A 23,793-nucleotide genomic window follows, 5' to 3' on the forward strand; every position below is an offset into this window, starting at 1 on the left:
ATATCATCGCTACAAAAATATCTATGTAATGTTTTAACATACTTAAATATATCCTTTTCACAAATGATTAAACATATTTTTACGAATTTTTTACATTACTTTTGTCGTCTAATTTACGAATACCAATTCCAGTAAAGCCGTAAATAATTGCTAATACTGCACACAAGTAGCATGGAAGTGTCCAAATAAAGAATTGATCTACTGATACTCCCAGTTGTTGCGTGTAGTATATGCCTGAAGTTCCCCATGGTATTAACGGTAACACCATCGTACTTGAATCTTCTAAAGTTCTTGATAAATTTGATTTATCTAAATTCCTACTAACAAACATGTCTTTCATTAAGACACCCACCATAATAATTACTATAGATGCTACACCAGCTGCAAATACTAACATTAAACAGCAAATGACTGTTATTAAAATAAGTGTTCCAACTGAATGTATACCTTTAGAAACCGTTTTTAACATGACATCTAAACATCCCGATACTTCAACAATACCTGCAAATGCATACCCACAAAATATTGTCACTAGTATCTCTGTCATACTCATCATTCCACCTTGTTCTAATAGCGATGTTGCATTGGTAGAAAGATTGGATTGTCCAGTCATCGCAGGTGTAAATCCGTTAAACATAGCTTTAAAACCATCAACTATATTAAAATGATTATTTAATGTTCCAATAATAACGGCACTTAAACTTGATGCTAACATAGATGGTACAGTAGATACGTTACAAACTAAACATATGATTATGACTAGTAATGGCACCCACACCCAAATATTTATATTATAGATACCATCAAGTTCATTCAGTAACTTATTAATTTGTTTCGTATTCACTGACCCTTTTGAAGTTAACCCTGCAAAGAACCAAACTATTAGTCCAATAATTGAAGCAGGTATCGTTGTCCACATCATTGATCTGATATGAGAAAAGATATTTACCTTAGTTACTAAAGCAGCTAAGTTAGTTGTATCTGATAATGGTGACATTTTATCACCAAAGACTGCACCTGCAATAATAGCACCTGCTGCCATACCCATATCGATATTCAACTGATGCGCAATTGATATCAACGCAATACCAGCTGTTGAAGCTGATCCCCAGGCTGTCCCTGTTGCTAAACTACAAATAGCCGATATTAAAAAGGCAGAAACTAAAAAGTAATGTGGATTTAAAAACTTTAGACCGTAGTATATTAAAGCTGGAACAGTTCCAGAATACATCCAACTCCCAACTATTATACCTACAGCTAGTATAATAAATATTGCAGGCATAGCTGTCGTTAATCTTCGAGTGATTCCCTCTTCTAAATCTTTCCATTTTAAGCCTACTCGCCAAGCTATCAAAGCTGCATATGCAGATGATATGAGTAACAGTACCTGAATGGGAATATTAAATTTTATAAAGCCTATTGTCACGACAATAACCATAACGATAATTGTAGATATGGCTTCCAAAAATGATGGCTGTCTTTTCATACACATTCCTCTTTTCCTTTTAGTTAATTATTCTAAACCAAGTTTTTCTAAACCAAGTTCTTCTACTTTTAGACCTTCATCGAAAAAGTCACGTTCTAAAATGGTTGATGCAATCATAATAACAGCATCAATATTAGGCGTTTCAACATCAATTGCACGCCCTAAACTTGACCATAGTACTAATCCATATGCAATATCTTCAGTTAAATAACGATTTTGTACTGAATTAGGCCCTGGTATTTGAGAAAACACAGGACTTGTATTAAATAAACGATTTAATGGTTCATCTTCGTCTTTACGTTCTAAATAGCCTCTTTGAATACGTGCTTCTTTGGCTGTTAAAAGTTCAAATCCTAATTTACGCCCTAGTGTTAAACGTTCCAACTCAATTGCATGTAATAATCTTACTGTGTGCTTCGTAATACCTTCTTTATAAAGGGCGAATGAATCAGCATAATCAATTCTTCCTACATTTAATAACGTTGGACCAGGATGAACCTCTGGGTTTCCGTTTTCTAAATTTGTCTTCCATAGATTTTCTTCTTTAACAAGATACGGATATATTTGACTTACTTTTTCAAAGCTGTCACTAAGTTCCTTCTTATTATATGTAGAAAAGAATACTTTACGTACATTCAATGATAAGTCTACGCGTGCATTTTCAAAGTCAACGCGCGTACCGTAAGTAAGTGTATTAGCTTCAGCAAACTTCGGCTCTACCTCAATATGTTTATCTTCAAGTACGTTAATAAATCGAATTGACGCCATGGCAGCTGCAATATTGAAGAAAATAAGTTGATCACTTGTTACATGCTCAGCCATAATTTCTGCATAGTATTCAATATATGATGATGGAATGATAACTTGAATTATCTCAGCATCTTTTAATACATATTCAATGTCATCACTTATTTCTGTAAATGGTACAAATGATTCTGCACCTTCATTATTAAAATCAAATCCACCCTTTTCTAATGCGTTATTAAATTTTTTAATGGATGAATTTCGACAATATAATTTCACATCATGTCCTTGATTTACCATATCTACTGCCGCTGTAATTGCACCGTTACCTGATCCTACTACCGCTATTTTCATAGTTATAACTTCCTTTCTTAATCAAATCAGCATCTCTGCTTTTCATTTAAAAATAAAGGGAGCAGGTTAGAAATCTAATAAGTGTAAATAGATTTCTTTATATCCTCAAATACAACCATTTATTAAAATGATTATATTTAAGTCCCGCTCCCGGGCAAAGTTGGCTAGAATAAAAATATATCTTAAATCAACATTATTTCTATTCAGTCAGCTAATGCCAAATCCTAATAATGAGTTTTACTAATATCATTAGTAATCAATTTTTATACAACGCTAAACTATATCCTATTTTTCAAAAATTAAACACAACTCAATTATTTATATTTATTTTAAAATTAACTAATCTTTTTTAAGTAACTTTGTTATATTAATTATGAAACATAACTTTTTAATTGAGAGGAGTATTATTATGTCGGATTATTATGATCAATCACAAGACTCTACCGTAAAGAGAGATAATGAAGATGATGCCCGATTAATGTCTATGTTAATTTTCCTATTGGGGTTCTTCACTTCTGTAATAGGTCCAATTATTATTTGGGCTATCAAGCGCAATGAATCACGATTAGTTGATAAAGCTGGAAAGAATTACTTCAACATGCTTATTTCTTATTTAATTTGGAACTTTGTTATTGGTATATGTATGGTACCTGTATTTTTCATATATGTAGTTAATAATGAAGCAGCGATCATTATCGCTACAATATTATTATTTGTTCTTTCATTACTATTAATTGTACTTACTATCCTATATGTAGTTTTTCATATCGTTGCTTGCGTTAAATATTTTGGTGGAAAAGAGTATGTAGTGCCTTTATCAATTCGTTTCTTCAAATAAGTTGTACAGCATCTAATATTACAAAGGATTGTAACAATAATCATTTGTTAACACTAACTAAATATTAGATTAATGTAGTATACATGCATAATTCAAGCTATATTACAGTACGTAACCTTGAGCTACTCTTTATTACGGAGTTGTTCAAGGTTTTTGTATTTCATTTACGAAACCGTAACATTGCACACAGTGCTAATAGAATCTGATAAAGTATGACTTGTCGTTGGGAGCGGCAAAAAAATACAAATTCAAAGTCTATTCAACATATCGCTATTTTTAACCTATTGTTGAATAAAAATTTTGGGAGGACTTTTTACTATGAAAAAAATTATTACAATTTCAACTTTAACAGCAGGCATTGGTGTATCAGCATTAGGATTAAATGCTAACCATGCAGATGCTGCAGAATATAATCACAACCCAGCACCACAATACAATCAATTCGGACAACAAGGTCCACATGGTCAAAATATGCAATTTAGTCATCAACAAGGACAAGGTTATCAACAACCTCAATTTAAACAACAATCTTTCAACTATAATCAAAGTACTATAACTTCAACAACATCAGATGGAAGTTCGTCATCTAGTAGTTCTTCTACAACTACTTCTTCTTCAACTCAAACTACATCTTCTACATCAGGTAATTTATACACAGCCGGTCAATGTACTTGGTATGTATATGACAGAGTTGGTGGTAAAATCGGTAGTACTTGGGGAAATGCTAATAACTGGGCGAGTGCAGCATCAGCAGCTGGGTACACTGTAAATAATACTCCAGAAAAAGGTTCAATTCTTCAAACATCTGAAGGTTCTTATGGACATGTTGCGTATGTAGAAAGTGTTGGTAGCGATGGTTCAGTAACTGTTTCTGAAATGAATTATTCTGGTGGACCATATGTGAAAGATACACGTACAATTTCAGCTAGCCAAGCTAGTTCTTATAACTACATCCATTTATCATAATTTTAAATAAAGCTTAAATGATGCTAATCAGAAATATAGAATAACATTATACTATAGAGCTGTATTGTAAATTCACAGTAGCTAAATGAATTGAGAAGTCGCTTTAAATCAAGCATTTCTCAATTCTAATCATTCATGTAGGACTGAGGCTGGGACAAAATAAAATGTCTCAGCCTTTTTTATCATTTTGTCAGTAGCTAACTGATTTGAAAATGTGCTTGAATCAAGCTTTTTTCAGACCTAGTCATCCTTGAGGGCGTAGGCGGGGCCCCAACAAAGAGAATTTCTCAAAGAAATTCTACAAGCTAAGCAAGTTGGGGTTCGGGGCCCCAACAAAGAGAATTTCATTAAGAAATTCTACAAGAGCAATGCAAGCTGGGGTTCGGGGCCCCAGCAAAGAGAATTTCATTAAGAAATTCTACAAGCAATGCAAGCTGGGGTTCGGGGCCCCAGCAAAGAGAATTTCATTAAGAAATTCTACAAGCAATGCAAGCTGGGGTTACAACGAAATAAATTTTGAGAAAATATTATTTTTGTCCCACTCCCTAGTCCTTTTTTAAGTTTTAAAAATTGAATTAAAGGTAACGCTTTGAGAGAATAAGCATATTAGTCTTTATTTTATAAGGAGTGTGAAGGTATGCAATGGCTTAAAGTCATCTTAGCTGGCCTAATAGAAGTTATTTGGGTAATTGGATTAAATAATGCCCATAATTTTGCAACTTGGTTATTTACATTAGTTTTTATTGCACTAAGCTTCTACTTAATGATTTCCGCTTCTAAACAACTTCCAGTCGGTACAGTTTATGCAGTATTTGTGGGAATAGGAGCTGCTGGTACAGTTATTGCAGATATGCTTTTCTTTGGAGAACCATTTACAATAATGAAAGTTGTATTACTGCTTCTGTTACTAGTTGGCATTATTGGACTTAAACTGTCAACGAATGACTCACCTAAGGGAGGAATGTAATATGTCATGGCTATATTTACTCATTGCAGGATTATTAGAGGTACTTGGCGTCATATGGTTAAACCAATATGCACGCTCAAAACAAAAATTTTATATTGTTTTAATGGCAATTACGTTTATTTTTAGTTTTAGTGTATTAAAATTAGCTATGACAACAATTCCAATGGGAACAGCATATGCTATATGGACTGGTATTGGCACAGCCGGAGGAGCTATTATAGGAATGTTATTTTACAAAGAATCAACACATTTTAGCCGTATCATTTTTATTTTCTTGATACTCTTCTCTGTAATCGGCCTTAAAATGATTTAATAAAATTGTATGAATTACATTTGTATACGTTTTCTCCTTTTATTATACTTAAAGAGAGATTATTGATAAGGAGTGAGCTTAATGGAAAAAGTTTATATAGCAGGTGCAATTCCAGAAGTAGGATTAAATTTACTTAAAGAACACTTTGAAGTAGAAATGTATGAAGGTGAAGGCATTATTGATAAAGAAACACTTATTGAAGGTGTCAAAGATGCTTCTGCGCTTATAAGCATTCTATCTACGAATGTTGATCAGGAAGTGATTGATAGTGCAAGTAACCTCAAAATCATTGCAAACTATGGTGCTGGCTTTAATAATGTGGATGTTAAATATGCACGTGAAAAAGATATTGATGTAACAAATACACCTAAAGCATCAACAGCCTCAACTGCTGAATTAACTTTCGGACTCGTTTTAGCAGTTGCGCGTCGCATAGTTGAAGGAGATAAATTATCTCGAACACAAGGTTTTGATGGATGGGCACCTTTATTCTTTAGAGGCCGTGAAGTGTCTGGCAAAACGATTGGCATAATCGGTTTAGGTGAAATTGGTAGTGCAGTAGCTAAGCGTGCTAAAGCTTTTGATATGGATATCTTATATACTGGTCCTCACCAAAAGAAAGAAAAAGAACGTGAAATTGGTGCAAAATATGTAGATCTAAATACCTTACTTGAAAATGCTGACTTCATCACAATCAATGCTGCTTATAATCCTGATTTACATCATATGATTGATACCGAACAATTTAAACTGATGAAATCTACAGCCTATTTAATTAATGCTGGTCGCGGTCCAATAGTTAATGAAGAAGCTTTAGTAAAAGCTTTAGAAGACAAAGAAATTGAAGGTGCTGCATTAGATGTATATGAATTTGAACCTGAAATTACAGAAGGTTTGAAATCACTAGATAATGTAGTTATCACACCTCATATTGGTAACGCAACATATGAAGCTAGAGATATGATGTCTAAAATCGTCGCAAATGATACGATTAAAAAGTTAAATGGTGAAACTCCACAGTTTATAGTTAATAAATAATTTATAATGTAAAAAAGACGGAAACTGAAAGAGACTACGAAGCATATTAATCATTAACTTATATGCTTAATTAGTCTTCAGTATCCGTCTTATTTTATTTATGCTTCGCTTTATACAGGAATTTAGTTTGTCCACTTAACAAACGTTTAGGTGTTCGTTTCATAACACTATTACGTAATGAAATAGCAAACGTTTTATCTTTTTGCGCTATTTTACCAATTTTTCTTGAGCGTTTGATAACTTTTGCAGTATGTTTAACTCTTAATTTATCATAACGTTTTAATGCTTTTTCTATATCATATTCTTCTAAACAATTAACTAGTACAATCGCATCTTCCATAGCTTGTCCAGCACCTTGACCCATATTAGGCGTCGTTGCATGCGCTGCATCCCCTAACAATAGAATACGTTGATTTACAAATGATTTGAGTGGTTTCATATCATATAAATCATGCTTCAGAATACCTGTTTCACTTTGCTTATCTAAAATTTGACGTACTGGTTCAGGATAATTATTAAAATATGCTTGTAAATGTGGTTTTTCAAACGATTGATATTTGGTATCCTTTTCAGACGCATTAATTGTGATAAACCAATAAGCTTGGTTGTTAATAAGTGGCACTATTCCTACTCGACCACGTTTACCCCAATATTCACTAGCAATATCAATGTTATGTAGATCAGCATCATCCACTAGGCCACGAAAACACGTATACCCTTGATAAAGTATCTTCGCATTCGGATGAATAGCTTGTCTGACAACAGAATGAAGTCCGTCCGCACCTATACATAAATCAAAACTTTGACTTGCATGATTTGAAAAGTGAACCATCGTATGTTGTTCGACATTTTCAACCTTAATAACATCATGGTCTGTATAAATGCATTGAGGATTAACATAAGATTGTAACAATTCAATCAAAGTTTGTCGCGCTAATGTTACATTCAACGTAGCCTCTTTTAATATTACTGCAGACAAAATATTTCCTTTATCATCTAGTACATTCATTGCAGATAAGTTCTGGCCAGCATTTTTAATTCCTTTAGCTAGGTCATGTTTACCTAATTTCTTGATAACATTATCACCAATTCCTATACCTGCACCAACTTCACTTATATTTGATTGTCTTTCAAATATAGAAACGTCATGTCCTTTTTGTGAAAGAAGTGCGCCAGCGGTTAAACCACCTATACCTGCACCTATTATTGCAATTTTCATTTATTTACACCTCAATATTAAATTCACCTAAATTTTATCTTAACAGTATGTTGCAGTTGCAACTTAAATTGTATATCACTCTATTAGCCAATCAATTTAGGAGGCATAGAAGTTCTTACGTACATCATCTTTTTTTATACCAAATTGGTCATAATATGCTTGCATATACTTTGCGATTTTATCTGCCCACAAAATATCGCTTGCATACTGATGTTGGCCTGGACTTTTTGGATTCCACCTCATTTGATATAGCGTAATTTGATCATTATCAAAATAATTCGTTCTAATAAATTTAGCTCCACCAAATATCGCTTTTCGTGGTGAAGTCCATGATGCTTCCTTAGCGTAACTCTTACCTGTATGAATAGCATTTTCATCGAAAGCACCGACACCAAAAAAGTTGTAATAACGATTGTTACCTTCTTTAATACCACTGGCAAGTTTAGAGTTACCATTAGCAGTCTCCACACGTGCATGGCTTATTAAATAAATAATATTGACTTGATATTTGTCTTGAGCCTCTATAAAAGCATCAGCTTGATCTTCAAGAATACCATTCCCTTGTAACATCTTTTTAACTTCTTGTTTTGTCATAGGAACTTGTTGTGAAATATCCATGTATTTAAACTTATTATCGTCTCGAGTAATGCGCATTGCCCTCTCTATTTCTCGGCTATTTGCATTCACAAACTCACCATCTCTGTCTACTGTATTCAATACACTCGAATCTGTTTGTTTCTGAATTGCTTCTTGAAAGCTATAGTTGCGATCATTGTCCAACAGTTCTGAATGATTAATTATTAATAATACTATGAAGATAATGATAATAATAAGCAACAGTATGAATGGTAAACGCAAATGATTTAATTGCTTCATGTAGATGACAATCCTTTATAGCTATTTAAGATAAATAAAAATAAGTAATTATAATAACAATTAAGACTATAGCAAATGATATGTTGATGACTATCTTCATGCCAGTTCGATCTCGAAAAAGCACGTTAAATATAACTAAACTAATTGCTAACGACACAGCGAACATTGAAATCGCTAACACCATTTGCATCATAATTAAAAAAATAATTCCTAAAACAATAAAGACGTTAGAAATAACTGTCATAATTTTAATCGCGTTTGGATGAATTGTTCTCACCCCTTCTTTAGTAATAATATATACTACACCTTACCATAATTTGTGTAGAAAGTACGTATAAATCTTATTAAATAATGAAAGAAAGGAGCGAGACAGAATTCGATTTGAATTCATTATCCCACCCCTAAGGATGACTTGAACTAAGTAAGTTTAGAATAAGTGCCTTCTCAATTCAGTCATCTACTGCATATTTACTTTGTAGTCTTTGATTATTTAATTTGTACCAATCTCTTTATACATTAATGTATTATTTATCTTCTCTAGACATCCCTTTAAGTAAATTAAGCATATAAGTTAAGCTGCGATTCATATCATCGTCTTTGAGTACGCCCATTAGACTACGAATACTTGTTTTAGCATTAGGATTTGCTTGATTTGCAACGTGCAATCCTTTATTTAATTTATTTAAGAATTGGCTTAACTCTTGAACATTAAGCTCACCTAACATAAAGACCATTGGTGCTAAATTTGTAATTAGACCCGCATATAAATCTTTGTTAAGTTCTGTCATAAATTTATTGATAATGACTTGACGTCCTCTAATGCCACCGTTCATTAAATCAAGAATTTTAGCTTCATCTAATGCTTTTACTAAACGTATTGCTTTTAAAATACTATCTTTATTTTCTGCAATAGCATCTGTTACTTCATTGATACTCTCGATTTTAATTTGTTCTTCTGATTTCTCTAAACGTTTAATTTTAGTTATTCTTTCAGCCATTATTTATCCACCACATTTCCTGGGAAAACATAGTCAGGACGTTCCCATTTTTTCTGTACTTGGACACTATACTGCGGGTTACGTTGTTTATCGACACGGAAGTTTGTTGGATTTAATGGTGATTTACCTTTACGGGTCAATACTTCCATACGACAACTTGTTCGTTTATAAGATGGTGTATCTGTATATTTATCTACATCACTATTAGTTAATTTATTGATAGCACCTAAATCACCATTTGACATAGCATCATTATTTAAAGGAATATAAATTTCTCTGCCTTTAACTCGATCAGTTACTGTTGCAATTAATGTTGCTTCACCCGTTTCTGAAATCAATCGTAATTCTGCGCCTTCATGAATATCACGATCTTTAGCTAGCTCTGGAGAAATTTCTACAAATGCATTTGGCACTTTATACTTAATCATTTCAGTTTGATAAGTCATATTACCTTCATGGAAATGCTCTAGTAAACGACCGTTATTTACATGTAGGTCATAAACCTCATCTTCTTTAAAGAAATTGTCAAATGTTAATGGGAATAACTTAGCACGACCATTTTCAAAGTTAAAGCCATCCATATATAATGTTGGCTGGTCTGTACCATCTGGTGCTACAGGCCATTGAAGACTATTGAAACCTTGTAATCGTTCATAATTTACACCTGAATATGATGGTGTTAATCGTGCAATTTCATCCATGATTTCACTTGGATGTTTGTAATTCCAATCTACGCCCATGCGTTGTGCGATTAATTGGAAGATTTCCCAGTCTGGTTTAGAATCGCCTAGCGGTTGTAATGCTTTATTAATACGTTGAATTCGGCGTTCTGTATTCGTGAATGTACCATCTTTTTCTAATGATGGACTAGCTGGTAAGACGACATCTGCATATGTTGCTGTGAAAGTTAGGAACTCATCTTGAACAACTAAGAAGTCTACTTTTTCTAAAGCAGATTGAACAAAATTAATATTAGAATCAACAATACCTGTATCTTCACCGTATAAGTATAATGACTGAATATCTCCATTATGGATACCTTCCATCATTTGGTGATTATCGCGTCCAGGTGTTGGATTTAATTCTACACCATATTCTTTTTCAAATTTTGCTCTCACTTCATCATCAGCTACTTTTTGATAACCTGGGAATTGATCTGGCATACTTCCCATATCACTTGCACCTTGTACGTTATTGTGACCACGTAATGGATAAGCACCTGAACCTGGTTTTCTATAGTTACCTGTCACGAGCAATAAGTTTGAGATAGCTGTACTTGTATCACTACCGATATCTTGTTGTGTAACACCCATTGCCCAACAAATTGACATTGATTCAGCTTTTGCAGCTTCTTCTGCAAAACTAATGATTTGTTCTTTAGGAATACCTGTTGTTTCTTCAGCAAAATCCATAGTGAACAATTCTAGTGATTTATAGTAATCCTCATAATTATCGACCCAATCATTCAAGAAAGCTTTATCGTGTAAATCGTTGTCAATGATATATTTAGTAGCTGCACCTAACCAAACTAAATCTGTTCCTGGCTTAGGTTGATAGAATGCATCTGCACGTTCAGCCATTTCATGTTTTCTAATATCGAATACATGCATCTTTTGCCCGAATAACTTTTGTGCACGTTTCATTCTAGATGCAATAACTGGATGCGCTTCAGCTGTGTTTGTACCGATTAGAACAGTCATAGCCGCTCTCTCAAGGTCTTCAATTGAACCAGAGTCACCACCGTGACCTACAGTTCTAAATAGACCTTTCGTTGCTGGTGCTTGGCAATATCTTGAACAGTTATCAACGTTGTTAGATCCAAAGACTTGTCGTGAAAGTTTTTGCATTAAATATGATTCTTCATTAGTACCTTTAGAAGATGCGATAAATGCTAAATGATCGCCACCATATTCATTTTTGATTCGCTTAAAGTTAGTTTCAATAACATCTAAAGCTTCATCCCATTCAACTTCATGGAATTCTCCATCTTTTCTAACAAGTGGTTTCGTTAAACGTTGGTCTGAGTTAATGTGACCCCAAGAGAATTTACCTTTAACACATGTAGCAATTTTGTTTGCAGGAGAATCATGTGATGGTTGAACTTTAAGCACTTCTCTGTCTTTAGTCCATACATCAAATGAACAACCTACACCACAATATGTACAAACTGTTTTCGTTTTCTTAATGCGTTCTTTACGCATTTCCGCTTCTGAATCAGAAACTGCAAATAGTAATCCATCACCTGGTTCAGCCTTTTTAGTTAAATCAATCATTGCAGCAAGTGAACCTGGTTCAGTATCTGTCATGTAACCAGCATTACCTTCCATATTCACTTCCATCATGGCATTACAAGGACATACAGTTGCACATTGTCCACACGATACACATGATGATTCATTAATAGGAACATCATTATCCCAGATAACTCTAGGATGCTCACGATTCCAATCAATTGAAATTGTTTCATTTACTTCGATATCCTGACACGCTTCTACACAACGACCACAAAGAATACATTGGTCTGGGTCATATCGATAGAATGGACCATAGTCTTTTTCATATGGTTTCGTTTTGTATTCGTATGATTGTTCTTCTAATCCCCATGCGTCCATAGCGTTATGTATTTCACAATCACCGTTATTATAATCACATACTGTACAATACAGCATATGTTTTTCTAAAATGCGATCTAAAGCTTCCTTTTGGCTAACTTTAACATCACTATTCTGAGTATTAACTGTCATAGGTCGATCTACAACAGTACTACACGCACGTTCAATTTTGCCATCAATTTCAACCATACATGTATCACATGTTTGAATTGGTCCCATTGATTCGTTATAACAAATTGAAGGTACGAAAGTATCACGAGATTTTATAAACTCGAGTAAACTTGTTCCAGGTTCTACAAGATAATCAGTGCCATCAAGCGTGACGATTAAATGTTCTTGCATACTTTCCACCCCATCTATATAAATTTTCCGTAAAATGACTTTGGCTACTTAACTATTCCATTTCAATACCCCACATATATTGAACATAGAATTACTTTAATTGTATTACTTATTTCATTAAATGTTAAGCGTTTCATAAATTTTTGCAATTTTAAAAGAATTAAATATACATTGTGTTTCAAATGTTAAAAAAACTAACTTTAATGCAGATACAATTTAAAAATAAAAAATAGAGATAGGACTGAAATGATTTCTCACTCATTGTCCTACCTCTATAAATTTCCTAGTATTAACTGCTAAAGTAAAAACGTCTATTGCATTAAAAATTTAATTTTGTAAATTATTATTCAATATTTCAGTGGCACTTTGTTTTGAATCGTCATTAGGTATGAAATACCACAATCCATCGTCTTGAATACCACCCTGACCTTCTAATTGATGTCGGTTTACAGTTGTATTAGCATTTTTATAATTCTTTCTAATATCATTCATGTCATTCAATGTTAAATCGGTTTTAACATTTTTCTGGATCTGATTAATTAATGATGGGAAATGCGTGAGCGCCGAAGTACTTGTCATCTTATTAGCCATTGCTTGAAGGATAAGTTGTTGTCGTTCTTGACGACCAAAATCTCCTCCAGCACCTTCCTCTTTACGACTACGTATGAAGGCCATTGCAGTATCTCCATCCACATGAGTTGATTGACCTTTTACAAAGTTAGTTCCTTTAGTGGTGAAAGTATCATTACTAGTAACATTCACACCGCCCAAAGCATCAATCATATCATGTAACCCATCCATATCAACTGTTGCATAATGATCAATAGGAACATTCATTAATTTTTCTAATGATTTAACAGCCATCGTTGGTCCACCATAAGCATATGCATGATTAATCTTCTCAGTCGTGCCTTTACCTACAATTTCAGCTTGTGTATCACGAGGTACACTTACAATTTCTGTAGTTTGTTTCTTAGGGTTAATAGAAAGAAGCATAATTGTGTCACTTCTTTCACCGTCATTCTCACTTTTACGTTGAGCATTTGAGTCTACACCAAATAATGCAATAGTAAATGGATCACCATTTGACAAACTTACATTTTTCGTTCTCAATTCTGAATGTTGTCTGTTTAGAGGATTATGAATCTTACCACTTGTAATAAAAATACTAGCTACTACAAAAATTGACGCAACTATTGCTAAAACAACTAATATTCCTATAAACCATGTAATTATTTTAACGGGCAGGCTCATTCGTCTATGCGTTCTACGCATCCTACCACTCCTATTCTGTTTTATGAATTAATATAATTATTATATATTAAAATGATTAACTTTCTATACGTCTTAAGAAGTAACTTTTCATAAAACAGCTATCAATATTATTAAATATGATACCCGCCATTCCGATTAATAATTGCTAGTATATCTTTGTAACATCCGTGATTACTAATAATGAATGGTCCACTCTTAGCAAAGTCTAACGGTTCGCCATTTAATTGACTCATTTTCAAATTTAATTCTTTCGCAAATAAAAATTGCGCTGCAATGTCCCATGGCTTTGGGTTTGTATTAATATGTGCACCAAATTGTCCTTTAATCACTCTTACTGAATCTAAACCACATGAACCAATATTTCTCACACTGAACGAAGCATCGTATAATGCTTTGCTTGTATCATCATTTATATATTGAGTCCCAAAAGAGATAATGGCGTCTTGCAATTTTAATTCATTAGGTGGCACCAATTGTTGCCCATTAACAAATGCACCTTCACCCGCTATTGCTTTATATAATTTATTGTGAGGATAATCATATATATAAGAAAGTTTAGGTTCGCCATCAACAAAATATGCGATGATAATACAATAGTCTTCTTGCTGTTTTACTAAATTAGCTGTACCGTCAATTGGATCCATAATCCATAAATGTCCCTCATATGGCCGAATCATGCTATTATCTTTTTCTTCACCTAATAATTGGTGACTTGGAAAGTGTTCAGCTAAATACGCTTCAAACTTATTTTGAAGTTGTTTATCTACATTTGTAACTAAATCAAATCGATTTATTTTAGTATCAGTAATCAGATCTGTTATCAAATTGGGGATAACATCATCGAGATGTTTTAACCAATCCATGATATGCGCATCTATATTATGAAGTTTGTTTTGCATGATTTCACCTCAACTATCTATTTCACTTTATTGTATCTTACTGCTCATATTTGTCATAGGAATTTTTAAATGAAGACACAAAAAAATCGGCTAGTCATCTGCTAGCCGACAAATAGAAAGGAAAGTAAGTAATAAATATTGAAGATGTTTCGATGTAACTTGAACGATTCACAACAAGCTATCTGTTATATAGCTTCTACCCCTTTGTTTGAACTCGTTCTCCCCTGTTACAAATATTATAATAGCATAAAACATTTAATTTTGTAAGCGTTTTCCTAATAAAAAAATGTTTAATTTTACACGCATAATCTACTAAAGTAATGAAAATGTCTTCATACGCAGTGTTATGTTATAATTAATGTAATATGTAATGGTTATAGGTGGTGTTTATGTTGAAGAAATTAGATCGCCAGAATCAAATTATTTCATTAATACAACAAGGTCATACAATTAATGCATCTGAATTGGCGCAACACTTAAATGTTTCTGTTCGTACAATTAGTCGTGACATTGTCGATTTAGAAAATCAAGGTGTTCAAATATATGCTCATAAAGGCAAAAATGGTGGATATCAGATTCAAAAATCTGAAGATAAAATAAAACTAAATTTTACTGAACAGCAACTATTATCTCTGTATCTTACCTTAATAGAAAGCCAATCCTATTCAACATTACCATACACTAACGAGATTCAATCTATCATTAATCAGATTATCAATATTCCTAATACTCGTGTTCGTAAATCACTAAACCAAATGACTAACTTAATTAAGTTTGAAGATACAGAACAAATAACATTACCCCATTTATTTGCAGACATTTTAATTTTTAGTTCTGAACGAAATGTTATGTTGATAGACTTTATTGATAATCAAGAGACTATTGCTGAGAATGTCATATTCATTGGTTTACTATGTCGTAATGGTGAGTGGCTATCAATTATTTATGAAATCGGTTTAGGAAGAACAAGAGAATTACCAGTTCTTGATATTTATGACATTTCTTATTCCTTTGAAAAGACCATTAAAACTTATGACATATCCATTGATAATTATACCCAATTTTTAAATCCAATTGAGACGAATGAATAATTTTCTCGATTGGTTCTCCTCATTCATACCTCTTCTACAATTTAATATTTTCAAGGAGTTGCATTGAATATGCTTCAATCCACATTAATGCGTCAACAACTCATAATTTTACTCACTCACGTTGAAAAAATAAGATATTACTATTTAATGGACAATCGATTTTTAAATCGAGAAATAGAAGCGTATAACACATCCATTAAAAATTTTACTGACAATTTATCGTTAACCATTCAAAACAGTACTAATAACTTTGACTCTAAATCCTCTATGGAATCAGATCACTTCTTTTTTAAATTACTAAATGATCTATCATTAAAACCACTACACGAATTCCATCAAGGGACGATATTAGTTGATTTACAACAACGTCAAGACCAATTGCACCAAACATTAGTTTATTTGTTAAATGAATATAAGTAAATGAACCTCGTATATCACATTTGCAATTTCAATATCCAATCCTTGATTTTTTAATAGCGTAATAAACGCCTCAACTACCTCCTTCAATTTAACTAATTATCCAAGTCGCTCAAGCAATTAATTATAAAAATTATATAATATATATGTAAATTGTAATAAAAAACGTGAAACGCTATAATTGTAAGTGATTACAGTAATTAGGAGGATTCATATGCTAGGTTTCTCAGTCTATTTAGGTCAACCATTAAACAAATCATACATATTAAATATGGTTGATCTCGGTTACGACGTTATTTTCACATCACTACAAATACCTGAGGAAAACGATCAAACTAAATTGACATATTTGGGAGAATTATGCCAATTGCTAAAAGATGAATCGGTAACCTACATTATTGATATAAATCCATCATTACTGAATCAGAATGTTTATCGTTTTTTCAATCAATTTTCTAATGGAGACTTTGTTATTAGAATTGATGATCATTTTAATTATGATTTAATTGCAGATTTGTTTCATCATAATTTACAGTGTTGTCTAAATGCCAGTACTATCACTACTGAAATTTTGGATACACTTTATAATCAAAAATCATTACCTAAAGTCTATTTTTGTCATAACTATTATCCTAGACCTGATACAGGTTTAGCTTTAAACCTTTTTGAACAACGAAATAACCTCATTAGAAAATATGATGAACATGCCTCAATAATGGCTTTTATTCCTGGAACTACATTGAGAGGTCCATTGTATAAAGGACTTCCTACCATTGAACAACATAGACACATGACATTACTTCAATCTGCACATTCACTATTAAAATATAACTTGGATTATATTCTTATTGGTGATACTGCAATCAACTATGCAGAAGCAGTTGCATTACAGCAGATGATTTATCACCGTCATTTCAAACTTCGTCTATCTTATTTTGATAAATCATATGAACAACTCATTTTCAAACAACATACATCTCGTTTGGATGCACCTGAGAATGTAATACGCTCCAAGTATTCTAGATTAACAAAAGTAAATATTCCTCCAATCAATAACTTCAATCATTATCGCTATAAGGGAGACGTCACGGTTGATAATTCACTTAATCAACGTTACGAAGGTGAGCTACAAGTGATTAAAGCAGATTTGCCTAATCATAAGGCGATTAATCATGTAGCAACGATATGTGATGAAGATAAAGTCGTTATTGATTTAATACAACCTGGTGACACATTTGAATTTATTACTGAAAAGGAGAAACGCTAATGGAACATTTAACTACTGAAAGCAGAAACACACAAACAATGCATTTAGATGAGATGTCGATTTTAGAAGCTTTAAAAACAATGAATAAAGAAGATCAACTAGTAGCTAAAGCAATTGAACCTATTTTACCCCAGTTAAACAGAGTAATCGAACAAACAATTACGCGCTTTCGAGATGGTGGACGTCTAATATATATAGGAGCTGGTACAAGTGGTCGTTTAGGTGTATTAGATGCAGCTGAATGTGTTCCAACTTTCAATACGCATCCTAATGAAGTAATTGGCTTAATTGCTGGAGGGCAACAAGCTATGACTGAAGCGATTGAAGGTGCTGAAGATAACTATGAAATGGGAATGACTGATTTGAAAGCAATCCATTTAAATGAAAAAGATGTCGTTATTGGTATTTCAGCAAGTGGTCGCACGCCTTATGTTAAAGGGGCATTAATATACGCGAATGAAATAAGTGCACCGACTGTTGCTCTCTCTTGCAATACGAATAGTGACATTAGTACTGTCGCTTCCCATGCACTTGAAGTCAATGTTGGTCCAGAAGTATTAGCAGGATCTACTCGCTTAAAGTCAGGTACCGCTCAAAAGCTTGTGCTTAATATGATTTCAACAATGACTATGATTGGTGTTGGTAAAGTTTATGATAACTTGATGGTCGATTTAAAAGCGACAAATTATAAACTTGAACAGCGTTCCATACATATTATCGAAGAGATTTGTGGCTTAACTTTTGAAGAAGCTCAAGAACTCTATATAAAAGCCGACAATGATATTAAAATTGCAATCGTTATGAATTTATGTAACACAACTAAAAGCGATGCTCAATCAAGACTCGTAAATAATAATGGCATTGTAAAAAAAGCAATTCAATCTTAAGGAGGCAGCGATATGAATAAGGATCAACAATTGGCCCATCACATCTTAGATGCGGTTGGTGGCATTGATAATGTGGATAATATTATCCATTGTATGACACGTGTGCGCTTAAAAATTAACGATGAGACACAAGTTGATTATCCTAAACTTAAAAACATAGAAGGCGTGCTCGGAGTCGTACAAGATGAACGACTTCAAATTGTAGTCGGACCTGGAACGGTAAATAAAGTATCCGCAGAAATGGTAAAGCTAAGTGGTGTTCAATTAGGTGAAGATATCCCCCATCTAAGTAACACGTCAAATATTAAAAATCAAGCACATCAAAATAAACGTGAATTCCAACAAAAGCGTAAACAAAGTAAAATGAATACAATTTTAAAGTCAATTGCTAATATTTTCATACCTCTCATACCCGCATTTATAGGAGCTGGACTTATTGGTGGTATTGCAGCTGTATTGAATAACTTTATAACTGCTGGTACTATTTCAGCTGATTGGGTAAAACAACTTGTGGCCGTATTAAATGTCATTAAAGATGGCATGTTAGCCTATTTAGCTATTTTCACTGGTTTTAATGCAGCAAAAGTATTCGGTGCAACACCAGGTTTAGGTGGTGTCATTGGGGGTACGACTTTATTAACAGGTATTACTGAAGATAATCCAATTAAAAATGTATTTACTGGCGAACCATTAATAGCTGGTCAAGGTGGCATTATAGGAGTGATCTTAGCGGTATGGTTATTAAGTATAATTGAGAAAAAACTACATAAAATAGTTCCCAATGCTATAGATATTATTGTAACACCAACAATTACACTACTTATCATAGGATTAATAACCATATTCTTCTTTATGCCTATAGCTGGATTTATTTCTGATGGATTAGTAGGCGTAGTGAATTGGGTAATTGGTGTAGGTGGTATATTTAGTGGGTTTATTATAGGTGCATTTTTCTTACCACTAGTTATGTTAGGATTGCATCATATTTTCACCCCAATACACATTGAATTAATAAATCAGTCAGGTGCAACATATTTGTTACCTATTGCCGCTATGGCTGGTGCAGGTCAGGTTGGGGCTGCATTAGCACTATGGGTAAGATGTAAAAACAATACTACTTTAAGAAATGCAATTAAGGGTGCGTTACCAGTCGGATTTTTAGGAATTGGAGAACCACTTATTTATGGTGTTACCTTGCCGTTAGGTCGCCCATTCATCACAGCATGTCTTGGTGGTGGAATCGGTGGCGCAGTTATAGGTGGCATTGGTCATATAGGTGCCACTGCTATCGGACCTAGTGGTATTTCATTATTACCATTAATTGCCCATCAAAAATATTTAGGTTACATCATAGGGTTATTATCTGCGTACCTAGCTGGCTTTATTTTCACATACTTCTTCGGTACGACTAAAGAAATGAGAAACTTAAACAAACTAGGTGATTAGATGACAAACATTTTACATTTAATCGACGAAAATTATGCTTCATTTTCTAAAAATGAAAAGAAATTATCACGATTTATATTAAACTCACCACATAAAGTTATTAGCATGTCGAATCAAGAGATTGCTAAAGAACTTGAAATGAGTGTTTCAACGTTAAATCGATATAGCCAAAAATTGATCAATCAAAGTTTTCATGAAGTTAGATCACAACTTGCGATGTTATTTCCAAAACAACAAACACCTTATAAGATAGAATTGCTTAACAATGAATCGGTAGATACTTTAAAAAAGAAACTTTATCATCGTGCAGAAGAAGCACTTCAAAAAAGTTCTACATTTGCAGATAACACAACGATTGATAACATATGCCAACATTTTAAACGTGCAAATAACATCTTTATCTTTGGGTATGGTGCATCGTATGTCTGTGCGACAGATTTATATCAAAAATTATCTCGAATTGGCCTCAATGTCCAACTCGTTCAAGAAACTCATTTATTCACAACCATGTTGTCTACGCATGATAAAGAAGATTGCGTTGTATTTATATCTAATAATGGCGATCAAAGTGAACTTCGTGCAATGGTTAAAGTTGTGTCGGATTATAATATCCCTGTTATTACAATTTCAAGTTCAGAGCATAATCACGTAGCTCAGCATTCTGACATTGTTCTGACATATGGACATTCAGACGAAAATGAATTACGTATGGGTGCGACAACTTCTTTATTTGCGCAAATGTTTACCATTGATGTTCTTTTCTATCGTTATATCGCACTAAACTATGAATCGTCATTAGACTTCATCACACAATCTAAAATGGCTCTTGATAATTATCGAAAATACCTATCTAATGTGGAATTTAAACATTAAGATTCCTATTAAAAATTCAAGACATATAGAAGGTATGAATATGAACAAAGTTTATTATTCTTCTTTTAACCTAAGTTATTCACAGTTATTCTGCTATTAAGTAATAACTATCACAAAAAGAGGTTGAGACAACGTTATTGTCTCAACCTCTTTTAAACATGAATCTAAGTACTTTGTGCCTTAGTTTAGTTTGAATAATGTGTTGATTATTTATAATATGATTTATTTAGTATTCTATTTAACTTTTCGGAATCCATCATTTTTATGATGTCCGCGAACGAAGTAGTATACAGTTACCGCAGCTAAGAAGATAATACCAATCACTACAGAAACAACTGTTTCTTTGTTAAATAACATTCCTACTAATACGACTAATAAGAATAAAATCGTAATTGCACTTGCAAATGTACCGCCAGGCATCTTAAATGGATGTCCTTCAACTTTTTCAGGATGTAATTTTCTGAATCGAATATGACTAATTAAAATCATAAACCAAGGAATCATACCCGGTAAAATAGATGCACTATAAACATATACGAAAATACTATCTGCACCTTTAATGAATAAAGGAAGAATAACGTTTAATAATGCACCAACTAAGATACCTAAAGCAATGGCTAATACTGGGTAGAATGGTACACCATTTTTCATTACTCTTGTAAAGATTTTAGGCATTTGACCTTTTTGTGCTAATGTAAAAATCATACGACTTGCACTAAAGATACCTGAGTTACATCCAGATAATGCTGCTGTTAATACAACGAAGTTAATTAATCCTGCAGCAAATGTGATACCAATTTTTGCAAATGTAGCTACGAATGGACTTCCGATTTCACCTAATTGGTTCCAAGGATAGATAGAAACAATTACGAAAATCGCTCCAATGTAGAAAATCAAAATACGCCAGATAACACCATTTACCGCACTTTTGATATTTTTCTGTGGATCTTTAGTTTCACCAGCAGTAATACCAATTAATTCTACACCTTGGTAAGAACCAATAACAATTGATAATGCAAAGAAGAAACCTACAAATCCATTTGGCATAAATCCACCATGAGACCATAAATTAGAGATACCAATCGCATGGCCACCATTACCAATACCGAAGAAGATTAAACCGAAACCTGCAATGATCATTAATACAATCGTTACAACCTTAATCATTGCAAACCAGAATTCAAATTCACCGAACGCTTTTACTGAAGTCAAGTTAGCTGCTAGTAATAATAGTACTGCAACCACACCAGGAATCCATTGAGGTAAGTTCGGGAACCAATAGTTCATATATTCACCGACTGCAATAACTTCACTCATACCTACTACAATCCATTGGAATATATTACTCCATGCCGTCATATAACCTGCAGCAGGGTGAATGTAATCACTTGCAAATGTTGCGAAAGATCCAGTAGTTGGATTTAAATAAATCATTTCTCCCATTGCTCTCATGATTAAGAATAAAAAGATACCTGCAATTAAGTACGCAAAAATAACTGATGGACCAGTCCATTTAATTGTACTAGTTGCTCCCATAAATAAACCAACACCGATAGTACCGCCAAGTGCGATCATTCTAATCTGACGTGCACTTAGCCCCCTATGTAATTCATTGTTATCCATTAAAATAACCCCATCTCTATTAAATCTAAGGTTCGAATACTTTTGTCTTTCAGAAAACCCTCTTTTGCTTTCCTTCTTTTCCCTTAAAAGTTCCTTTACCTTAATGAAGTTATTATACTATAATTTGACAAAATTAAAACATAAATTTTACAAATTTTTGAAATCGCTTCCATTACTGTTATGATTACTCTTTTCAAATTTTAAAAAACGTTGATTTTACAACGTTTTCATTAATAAAAATGAGTTACTTTTTACAATATTTTTTATTGGAATATTTCACTTTTATAAATAAAAATCATTTTATACTATTGCATATAATCAGTTCGATAGAAATGTATTGCTTAGTGTTTCGTAAAAAATCGATTTAGAGTGTGATATACTTTTGATAGATTTTTACTGTTAGGTAAAAGGAGAATTAATGAATGCAGTCATTATTAAAAAAGAGCGTTAAAATTTCTATAATATTTGGCATTGTCTTCTTCCTATTAAATTATTTCAGTGCCAAGCATGATACAGTTTATCCGCTAATAATAAGAACGATTATCGCAACTCTAACATTTTTCTTATTATATTTAGCTATATTTACGATTTTCAATTCAGATGAACGCAAACTTAAATTTGGTATTACGTTACCCCTCTCTTTAATTGTTTGCTTAATTATAGGTGGAATCTTTTTTACGCTTGAAATTGGAATTATTGCAGGGCTTATCATTGGCCTAGCAGCCGGTTTTATTTGGGAATGGATTGACAAACGAAATGGAGGTACAAATTAATGTCTGTCACAATAGGAATTATATTAATTATTGTCTTACTTATTCTTAGTTTAGTGCCGAATTACAAAGCGATGCAACAAGCTAAATCGCAAGGACAGAAATCAACCCGTTTTACAATTATGGTAGGTATTGATTTAATCCTAATCGTATTATTAGTTGTTACAATCATACTAAAATTATTTATTAACTAAACTCATATGATTTTCAGTCATTAAAAAAAAGATGGAATGGCAGTGGAACATCATTCAATGTTCCTACCCTTTTCCATCTCTTTTTTAAACTATACTACGTAATCTATATTCTTCCTTGTAATAATAAGTAATAACCGATTGTAGCTAAAAGTAAATAAATCATTGTTCCAACTAAGAAAGAACGCATTTGAACTTTAAATGGTATATGTTTACTAAATATTGGACCTAATACTAGATTTCCTATGCCGATTATAATAGGACCTGCTAAAAAGAATAGGATAACTTGCCACGACATATG

Annotated in this window: 24 protein-coding genes; 13 read left to right on the forward strand and 11 right to left on the reverse strand. The window is 32.9% G+C overall.

The window, feature by feature from the left end:
- Positions 1-79 precede the first annotated feature (79 nt).
- The gene (nhaC, locus tag SBL15_RS09050; protein WP_107612715.1) at positions 80-1,486 is read right to left on the reverse strand and encodes a Na+/H+ antiporter NhaC; all 1,407 of its coding nucleotides are present in this window, start codon (positions 1,484-1,486) and stop codon (positions 80-82) included.
- A 27-nt stretch (positions 1,487-1,513) separates the two neighbouring features.
- On the reverse strand, positions 1,514-2,584 hold the full coding sequence (locus tag SBL15_RS09055) for an NAD/NADP-dependent octopine/nopaline dehydrogenase family protein (RefSeq protein ID WP_317955800.1): 1,071 nt from the start codon (positions 2,582-2,584) through the stop codon (positions 1,514-1,516).
- 409 nt (positions 2,585-2,993) lie between these two features.
- On the opposite strand from SBL15_RS09055, the gene SBL15_RS09060 reads away from it, so the two are divergent.
- The 5 genes from SBL15_RS09060 to SBL15_RS09080 all read left to right on the forward strand — a co-directional run bounded on the left by SBL15_RS09060 (position 2,994) and on the right by SBL15_RS09080 (position 6,706).
- A complete protein-coding gene (locus SBL15_RS09060; protein ID WP_107612186.1) occupies positions 2,994-3,422 on the forward strand; it encodes a DUF4870 domain-containing protein in 429 nt (142 codons plus the stop codon).
- A gap of 318 nt (positions 3,423-3,740) precedes the next feature.
- Positions 3,741-4,388 (forward strand): CHAP domain-containing protein, encoded by a 648-nt coding sequence (locus SBL15_RS09065; RefSeq protein ID WP_317955802.1) that lies wholly within the window; start codon positions 3,741-3,743, stop codon positions 4,386-4,388.
- 637 nt (positions 4,389-5,025) lie between these two features.
- Positions 5,026-5,355 (forward strand): DMT family transporter, encoded by a 330-nt coding sequence (locus tag SBL15_RS09070; RefSeq protein ID WP_037535934.1) that lies wholly within the window; start codon positions 5,026-5,028, stop codon positions 5,353-5,355.
- A gap of 1 nt (position 5,356) precedes the next feature.
- On the forward strand, positions 5,357-5,668 hold the full coding sequence (locus tag SBL15_RS09075; RefSeq protein ID WP_053016633.1) for a DMT family transporter: 312 nt from the start codon (positions 5,357-5,359) through the stop codon (positions 5,666-5,668).
- Positions 5,669-5,749: 81 nt separating this feature from the next.
- Complete coding sequence (locus SBL15_RS09080; protein ID WP_053041464.1) at positions 5,750-6,706, forward strand: 2-hydroxyacid dehydrogenase family protein; 957 nt, start codon at positions 5,750-5,752, stop codon at positions 6,704-6,706.
- A 94-nt stretch (positions 6,707-6,800) separates the two neighbouring features.
- Here the strand turns inward: SBL15_RS09080 and SBL15_RS09085 are convergent, their stop codons facing one another.
- The 7 genes from SBL15_RS09085 to SBL15_RS09115 form a co-directional block, all read right to left on the reverse strand.
- On the reverse strand, positions 6,801-7,925 hold the full coding sequence (locus SBL15_RS09085) for an FAD-dependent monooxygenase (RefSeq protein WP_317955805.1): 1,125 nt from the start codon (positions 7,923-7,925) through the stop codon (positions 6,801-6,803).
- Positions 7,926-8,021: 96 nt separating this feature from the next.
- Positions 8,022-8,801: an N-acetylglucosaminidase gene (locus tag SBL15_RS09090; protein WP_107612191.1), complete on the reverse strand. Its 780-nt coding sequence runs from the start codon at positions 8,799-8,801 to the stop codon at positions 8,022-8,024.
- A 25-nt stretch (positions 8,802-8,826) separates the two neighbouring features.
- The gene (locus tag SBL15_RS09095; RefSeq protein WP_029376663.1) at positions 8,827-9,045 is read right to left on the reverse strand and encodes a hypothetical protein; all 219 of its coding nucleotides are present in this window, start codon (positions 9,043-9,045) and stop codon (positions 8,827-8,829) included.
- 280 nt (positions 9,046-9,325) lie between these two features.
- Complete coding sequence (locus tag SBL15_RS09100) at positions 9,326-9,799, reverse strand: DUF1641 domain-containing protein (protein WP_037535920.1); 474 nt, start codon at positions 9,797-9,799, stop codon at positions 9,326-9,328.
- Positions 9,799-12,753 carry a formate dehydrogenase subunit alpha gene (fdhF, locus tag SBL15_RS09105; RefSeq protein ID WP_107612192.1) on the reverse strand — a complete coding sequence of 985 codons (2,955 nt, stop codon included), beginning with the start codon at positions 12,751-12,753 and terminating at the stop codon, positions 9,799-9,801. The genes SBL15_RS09100 and fdhF overlap by 1 nt, the downstream gene beginning before the upstream one ends.
- Positions 12,754-13,080: 327 nt before the next feature.
- Positions 13,081-14,028, reverse strand: coding sequence for an LCP family protein (locus SBL15_RS09110; RefSeq protein ID WP_049395577.1), 948 nt, complete (start codon positions 14,026-14,028; stop codon positions 13,081-13,083).
- A gap of 110 nt (positions 14,029-14,138) precedes the next feature.
- The gene (locus SBL15_RS09115) at positions 14,139-14,930 is read right to left on the reverse strand and encodes an inositol monophosphatase family protein (RefSeq protein WP_390894807.1); all 792 of its coding nucleotides are present in this window, start codon (positions 14,928-14,930) and stop codon (positions 14,139-14,141) included.
- 389 nt (positions 14,931-15,319) lie between these two features.
- On the opposite strand from SBL15_RS09115, the gene SBL15_RS09120 reads away from it, so the two are divergent.
- The 6 genes from SBL15_RS09120 to SBL15_RS09145 all read left to right on the forward strand — a co-directional run bounded on the left by SBL15_RS09120 (position 15,320) and on the right by SBL15_RS09145 (position 20,908).
- The gene (locus SBL15_RS09120; RefSeq protein ID WP_182703543.1) at positions 15,320-16,018 is read left to right on the forward strand and encodes a helix-turn-helix transcriptional regulator; all 699 of its coding nucleotides are present in this window, start codon (positions 15,320-15,322) and stop codon (positions 16,016-16,018) included.
- A gap of 69 nt (positions 16,019-16,087) precedes the next feature.
- Positions 16,088-16,438: a hypothetical protein gene (locus SBL15_RS09125; RefSeq protein WP_107637828.1), complete on the forward strand. Its 351-nt coding sequence runs from the start codon at positions 16,088-16,090 to the stop codon at positions 16,436-16,438.
- Between the two features lie 211 nt (positions 16,439-16,649).
- On the forward strand, positions 16,650-17,702 hold the full coding sequence (locus SBL15_RS09130; protein ID WP_107612196.1) for a MupG family TIM beta-alpha barrel fold protein: 1,053 nt from the start codon (positions 16,650-16,652) through the stop codon (positions 17,700-17,702).
- Positions 17,702-18,589 carry an N-acetylmuramic acid 6-phosphate etherase gene (gene murQ, locus SBL15_RS09135; protein WP_107612197.1) on the forward strand — a complete coding sequence of 296 codons (888 nt, stop codon included), beginning with the start codon at positions 17,702-17,704 and terminating at the stop codon, positions 18,587-18,589. Before SBL15_RS09130 ends, murQ begins: the two co-directional genes overlap by 1 nt.
- Before the next feature lie 12 nt (positions 18,590-18,601).
- A complete protein-coding gene (locus SBL15_RS09140) occupies positions 18,602-20,035 on the forward strand; it encodes a PTS transporter subunit EIIC (RefSeq protein WP_107637829.1) in 1,434 nt (477 codons plus the stop codon).
- Positions 20,036-20,908 carry a MurR/RpiR family transcriptional regulator gene (locus SBL15_RS09145; RefSeq protein WP_107612199.1) on the forward strand — a complete coding sequence of 291 codons (873 nt, stop codon included), beginning with the start codon at positions 20,036-20,038 and terminating at the stop codon, positions 20,906-20,908.
- 234 nt (positions 20,909-21,142) lie between these two features.
- On the opposite strand, the gene SBL15_RS09150 is transcribed toward SBL15_RS09145, so the two are convergent.
- On the reverse strand, positions 21,143-22,531 hold the full coding sequence (locus tag SBL15_RS09150) for an amino acid permease (RefSeq protein ID WP_037535896.1): 1,389 nt from the start codon (positions 22,529-22,531) through the stop codon (positions 21,143-21,145).
- Positions 22,532-22,953: 422 nt separating this feature from the next.
- On the opposite strand from SBL15_RS09150, the gene SBL15_RS09155 reads away from it, so the two are divergent.
- Together SBL15_RS09155 and SBL15_RS09160 are read left to right on the forward strand one after the other, a co-directional pair.
- On the forward strand, positions 22,954-23,304 hold the full coding sequence (locus SBL15_RS09155; protein WP_107612200.1) for a hypothetical protein: 351 nt from the start codon (positions 22,954-22,956) through the stop codon (positions 23,302-23,304).
- Positions 23,304-23,495 (forward strand): hypothetical protein, encoded by a 192-nt coding sequence (locus SBL15_RS09160; RefSeq protein WP_011275061.1) that lies wholly within the window; start codon positions 23,304-23,306, stop codon positions 23,493-23,495. Before SBL15_RS09155 ends, SBL15_RS09160 begins: the two co-directional genes overlap by 1 nt.
- A gap of 103 nt (positions 23,496-23,598) precedes the next feature.
- On the opposite strand, the gene SBL15_RS09165 is transcribed toward SBL15_RS09160, so the two are convergent.
- On the reverse strand, positions 23,599-23,790 hold the full coding sequence (locus SBL15_RS09165) for a hypothetical protein (RefSeq protein ID WP_053016622.1): 192 nt from the start codon (positions 23,788-23,790) through the stop codon (positions 23,599-23,601).
- Positions 23,791-23,793 lie beyond the last annotated feature (3 nt).

It is taken from the genome of Staphylococcus sp. NWU MKU2 (assembly GCF_033283605.1).
Taxonomy (GTDB): domain Bacteria; phylum Bacillota; class Bacilli; order Staphylococcales; family Staphylococcaceae; genus Staphylococcus; species Staphylococcus haemolyticus.

What these genes read in the sequence shown, in the direction of transcription:
- SBL15_RS09160 (WP_011275061.1), top strand. Translation starts at nt 23,304, where the DNA reads ATGTCTGTCACAATAGGAATTATATTAATTATTGTCTTACTTATTCTT.
- SBL15_RS09085 (WP_317955805.1), bottom strand. Translation starts at nt 7,925, where the DNA reads ATGAAAATTGCAATAATAGGTGCAGGTATAGGTGGTTTAACCGCTGGC.
- SBL15_RS09125 (WP_107637828.1), top strand. Translation starts at nt 16,088, where the DNA reads ATGCTTCAATCCACATTAATGCGTCAACAACTCATAATTTTACTCACT.
- SBL15_RS09145 (WP_107612199.1), top strand. Translation starts at nt 20,036, where the DNA reads ATGACAAACATTTTACATTTAATCGACGAAAATTATGCTTCATTTTCT.
- nhaC (WP_107612715.1), bottom strand. Translation starts at nt 1,486, where the DNA reads ATGAAAAGACAGCCATCATTTTTGGAAGCCATATCTACAATTATCGTT.
- SBL15_RS09140 (WP_107637829.1), top strand. Translation starts at nt 18,602, where the DNA reads ATGAATAAGGATCAACAATTGGCCCATCACATCTTAGATGCGGTTGGT.
- SBL15_RS09155 (WP_107612200.1), top strand. Translation starts at nt 22,954, where the DNA reads ATGCAGTCATTATTAAAAAAGAGCGTTAAAATTTCTATAATATTTGGC.
- fdhF (WP_107612192.1), bottom strand. Translation starts at nt 12,753, where the DNA reads ATGCAAGAACATTTAATCGTCACGCTTGATGGCACTGATTATCTTGTA.
- SBL15_RS09080 (WP_053041464.1), top strand. Translation starts at nt 5,750, where the DNA reads ATGGAAAAAGTTTATATAGCAGGTGCAATTCCAGAAGTAGGATTAAAT.
- murQ (WP_107612197.1), top strand. Translation starts at nt 17,702, where the DNA reads ATGGAACATTTAACTACTGAAAGCAGAAACACACAAACAATGCATTTA.
- SBL15_RS09075 (WP_053016633.1), top strand. Translation starts at nt 5,357, where the DNA reads ATGTCATGGCTATATTTACTCATTGCAGGATTATTAGAGGTACTTGGC.
- SBL15_RS09130 (WP_107612196.1), top strand. Translation starts at nt 16,650, where the DNA reads ATGCTAGGTTTCTCAGTCTATTTAGGTCAACCATTAAACAAATCATAC.
- SBL15_RS09150 (WP_037535896.1), bottom strand. Translation starts at nt 22,531, where the DNA reads ATGGATAACAATGAATTACATAGGGGGCTAAGTGCACGTCAGATTAGA.
- SBL15_RS09055 (WP_317955800.1), bottom strand. Translation starts at nt 2,584, where the DNA reads ATGAAAATAGCGGTAGTAGGATCAGGTAACGGTGCAATTACAGCGGCA.
- SBL15_RS09060 (WP_107612186.1), top strand. Translation starts at nt 2,994, where the DNA reads ATGTCGGATTATTATGATCAATCACAAGACTCTACCGTAAAGAGAGAT.
- SBL15_RS09065 (WP_317955802.1), top strand. Translation starts at nt 3,741, where the DNA reads ATGAAAAAAATTATTACAATTTCAACTTTAACAGCAGGCATTGGTGTA.
- SBL15_RS09095 (WP_029376663.1), bottom strand. Translation starts at nt 9,045, where the DNA reads ATGACAGTTATTTCTAACGTCTTTATTGTTTTAGGAATTATTTTTTTA.
- SBL15_RS09100 (WP_037535920.1), bottom strand. Translation starts at nt 9,799, where the DNA reads ATGGCTGAAAGAATAACTAAAATTAAACGTTTAGAGAAATCAGAAGAA.
- SBL15_RS09090 (WP_107612191.1), bottom strand. Translation starts at nt 8,801, where the DNA reads ATGAAGCAATTAAATCATTTGCGTTTACCATTCATACTGTTGCTTATT.
- SBL15_RS09110 (WP_049395577.1), bottom strand. Translation starts at nt 14,028, where the DNA reads ATGCGTAGAACGCATAGACGAATGAGCCTGCCCGTTAAAATAATTACA.
- SBL15_RS09165 (WP_053016622.1), bottom strand. Translation starts at nt 23,790, where the DNA reads ATGTCGTGGCAAGTTATCCTATTCTTTTTAGCAGGTCCTATTATAATC.
- SBL15_RS09070 (WP_037535934.1), top strand. Translation starts at nt 5,026, where the DNA reads ATGCAATGGCTTAAAGTCATCTTAGCTGGCCTAATAGAAGTTATTTGG.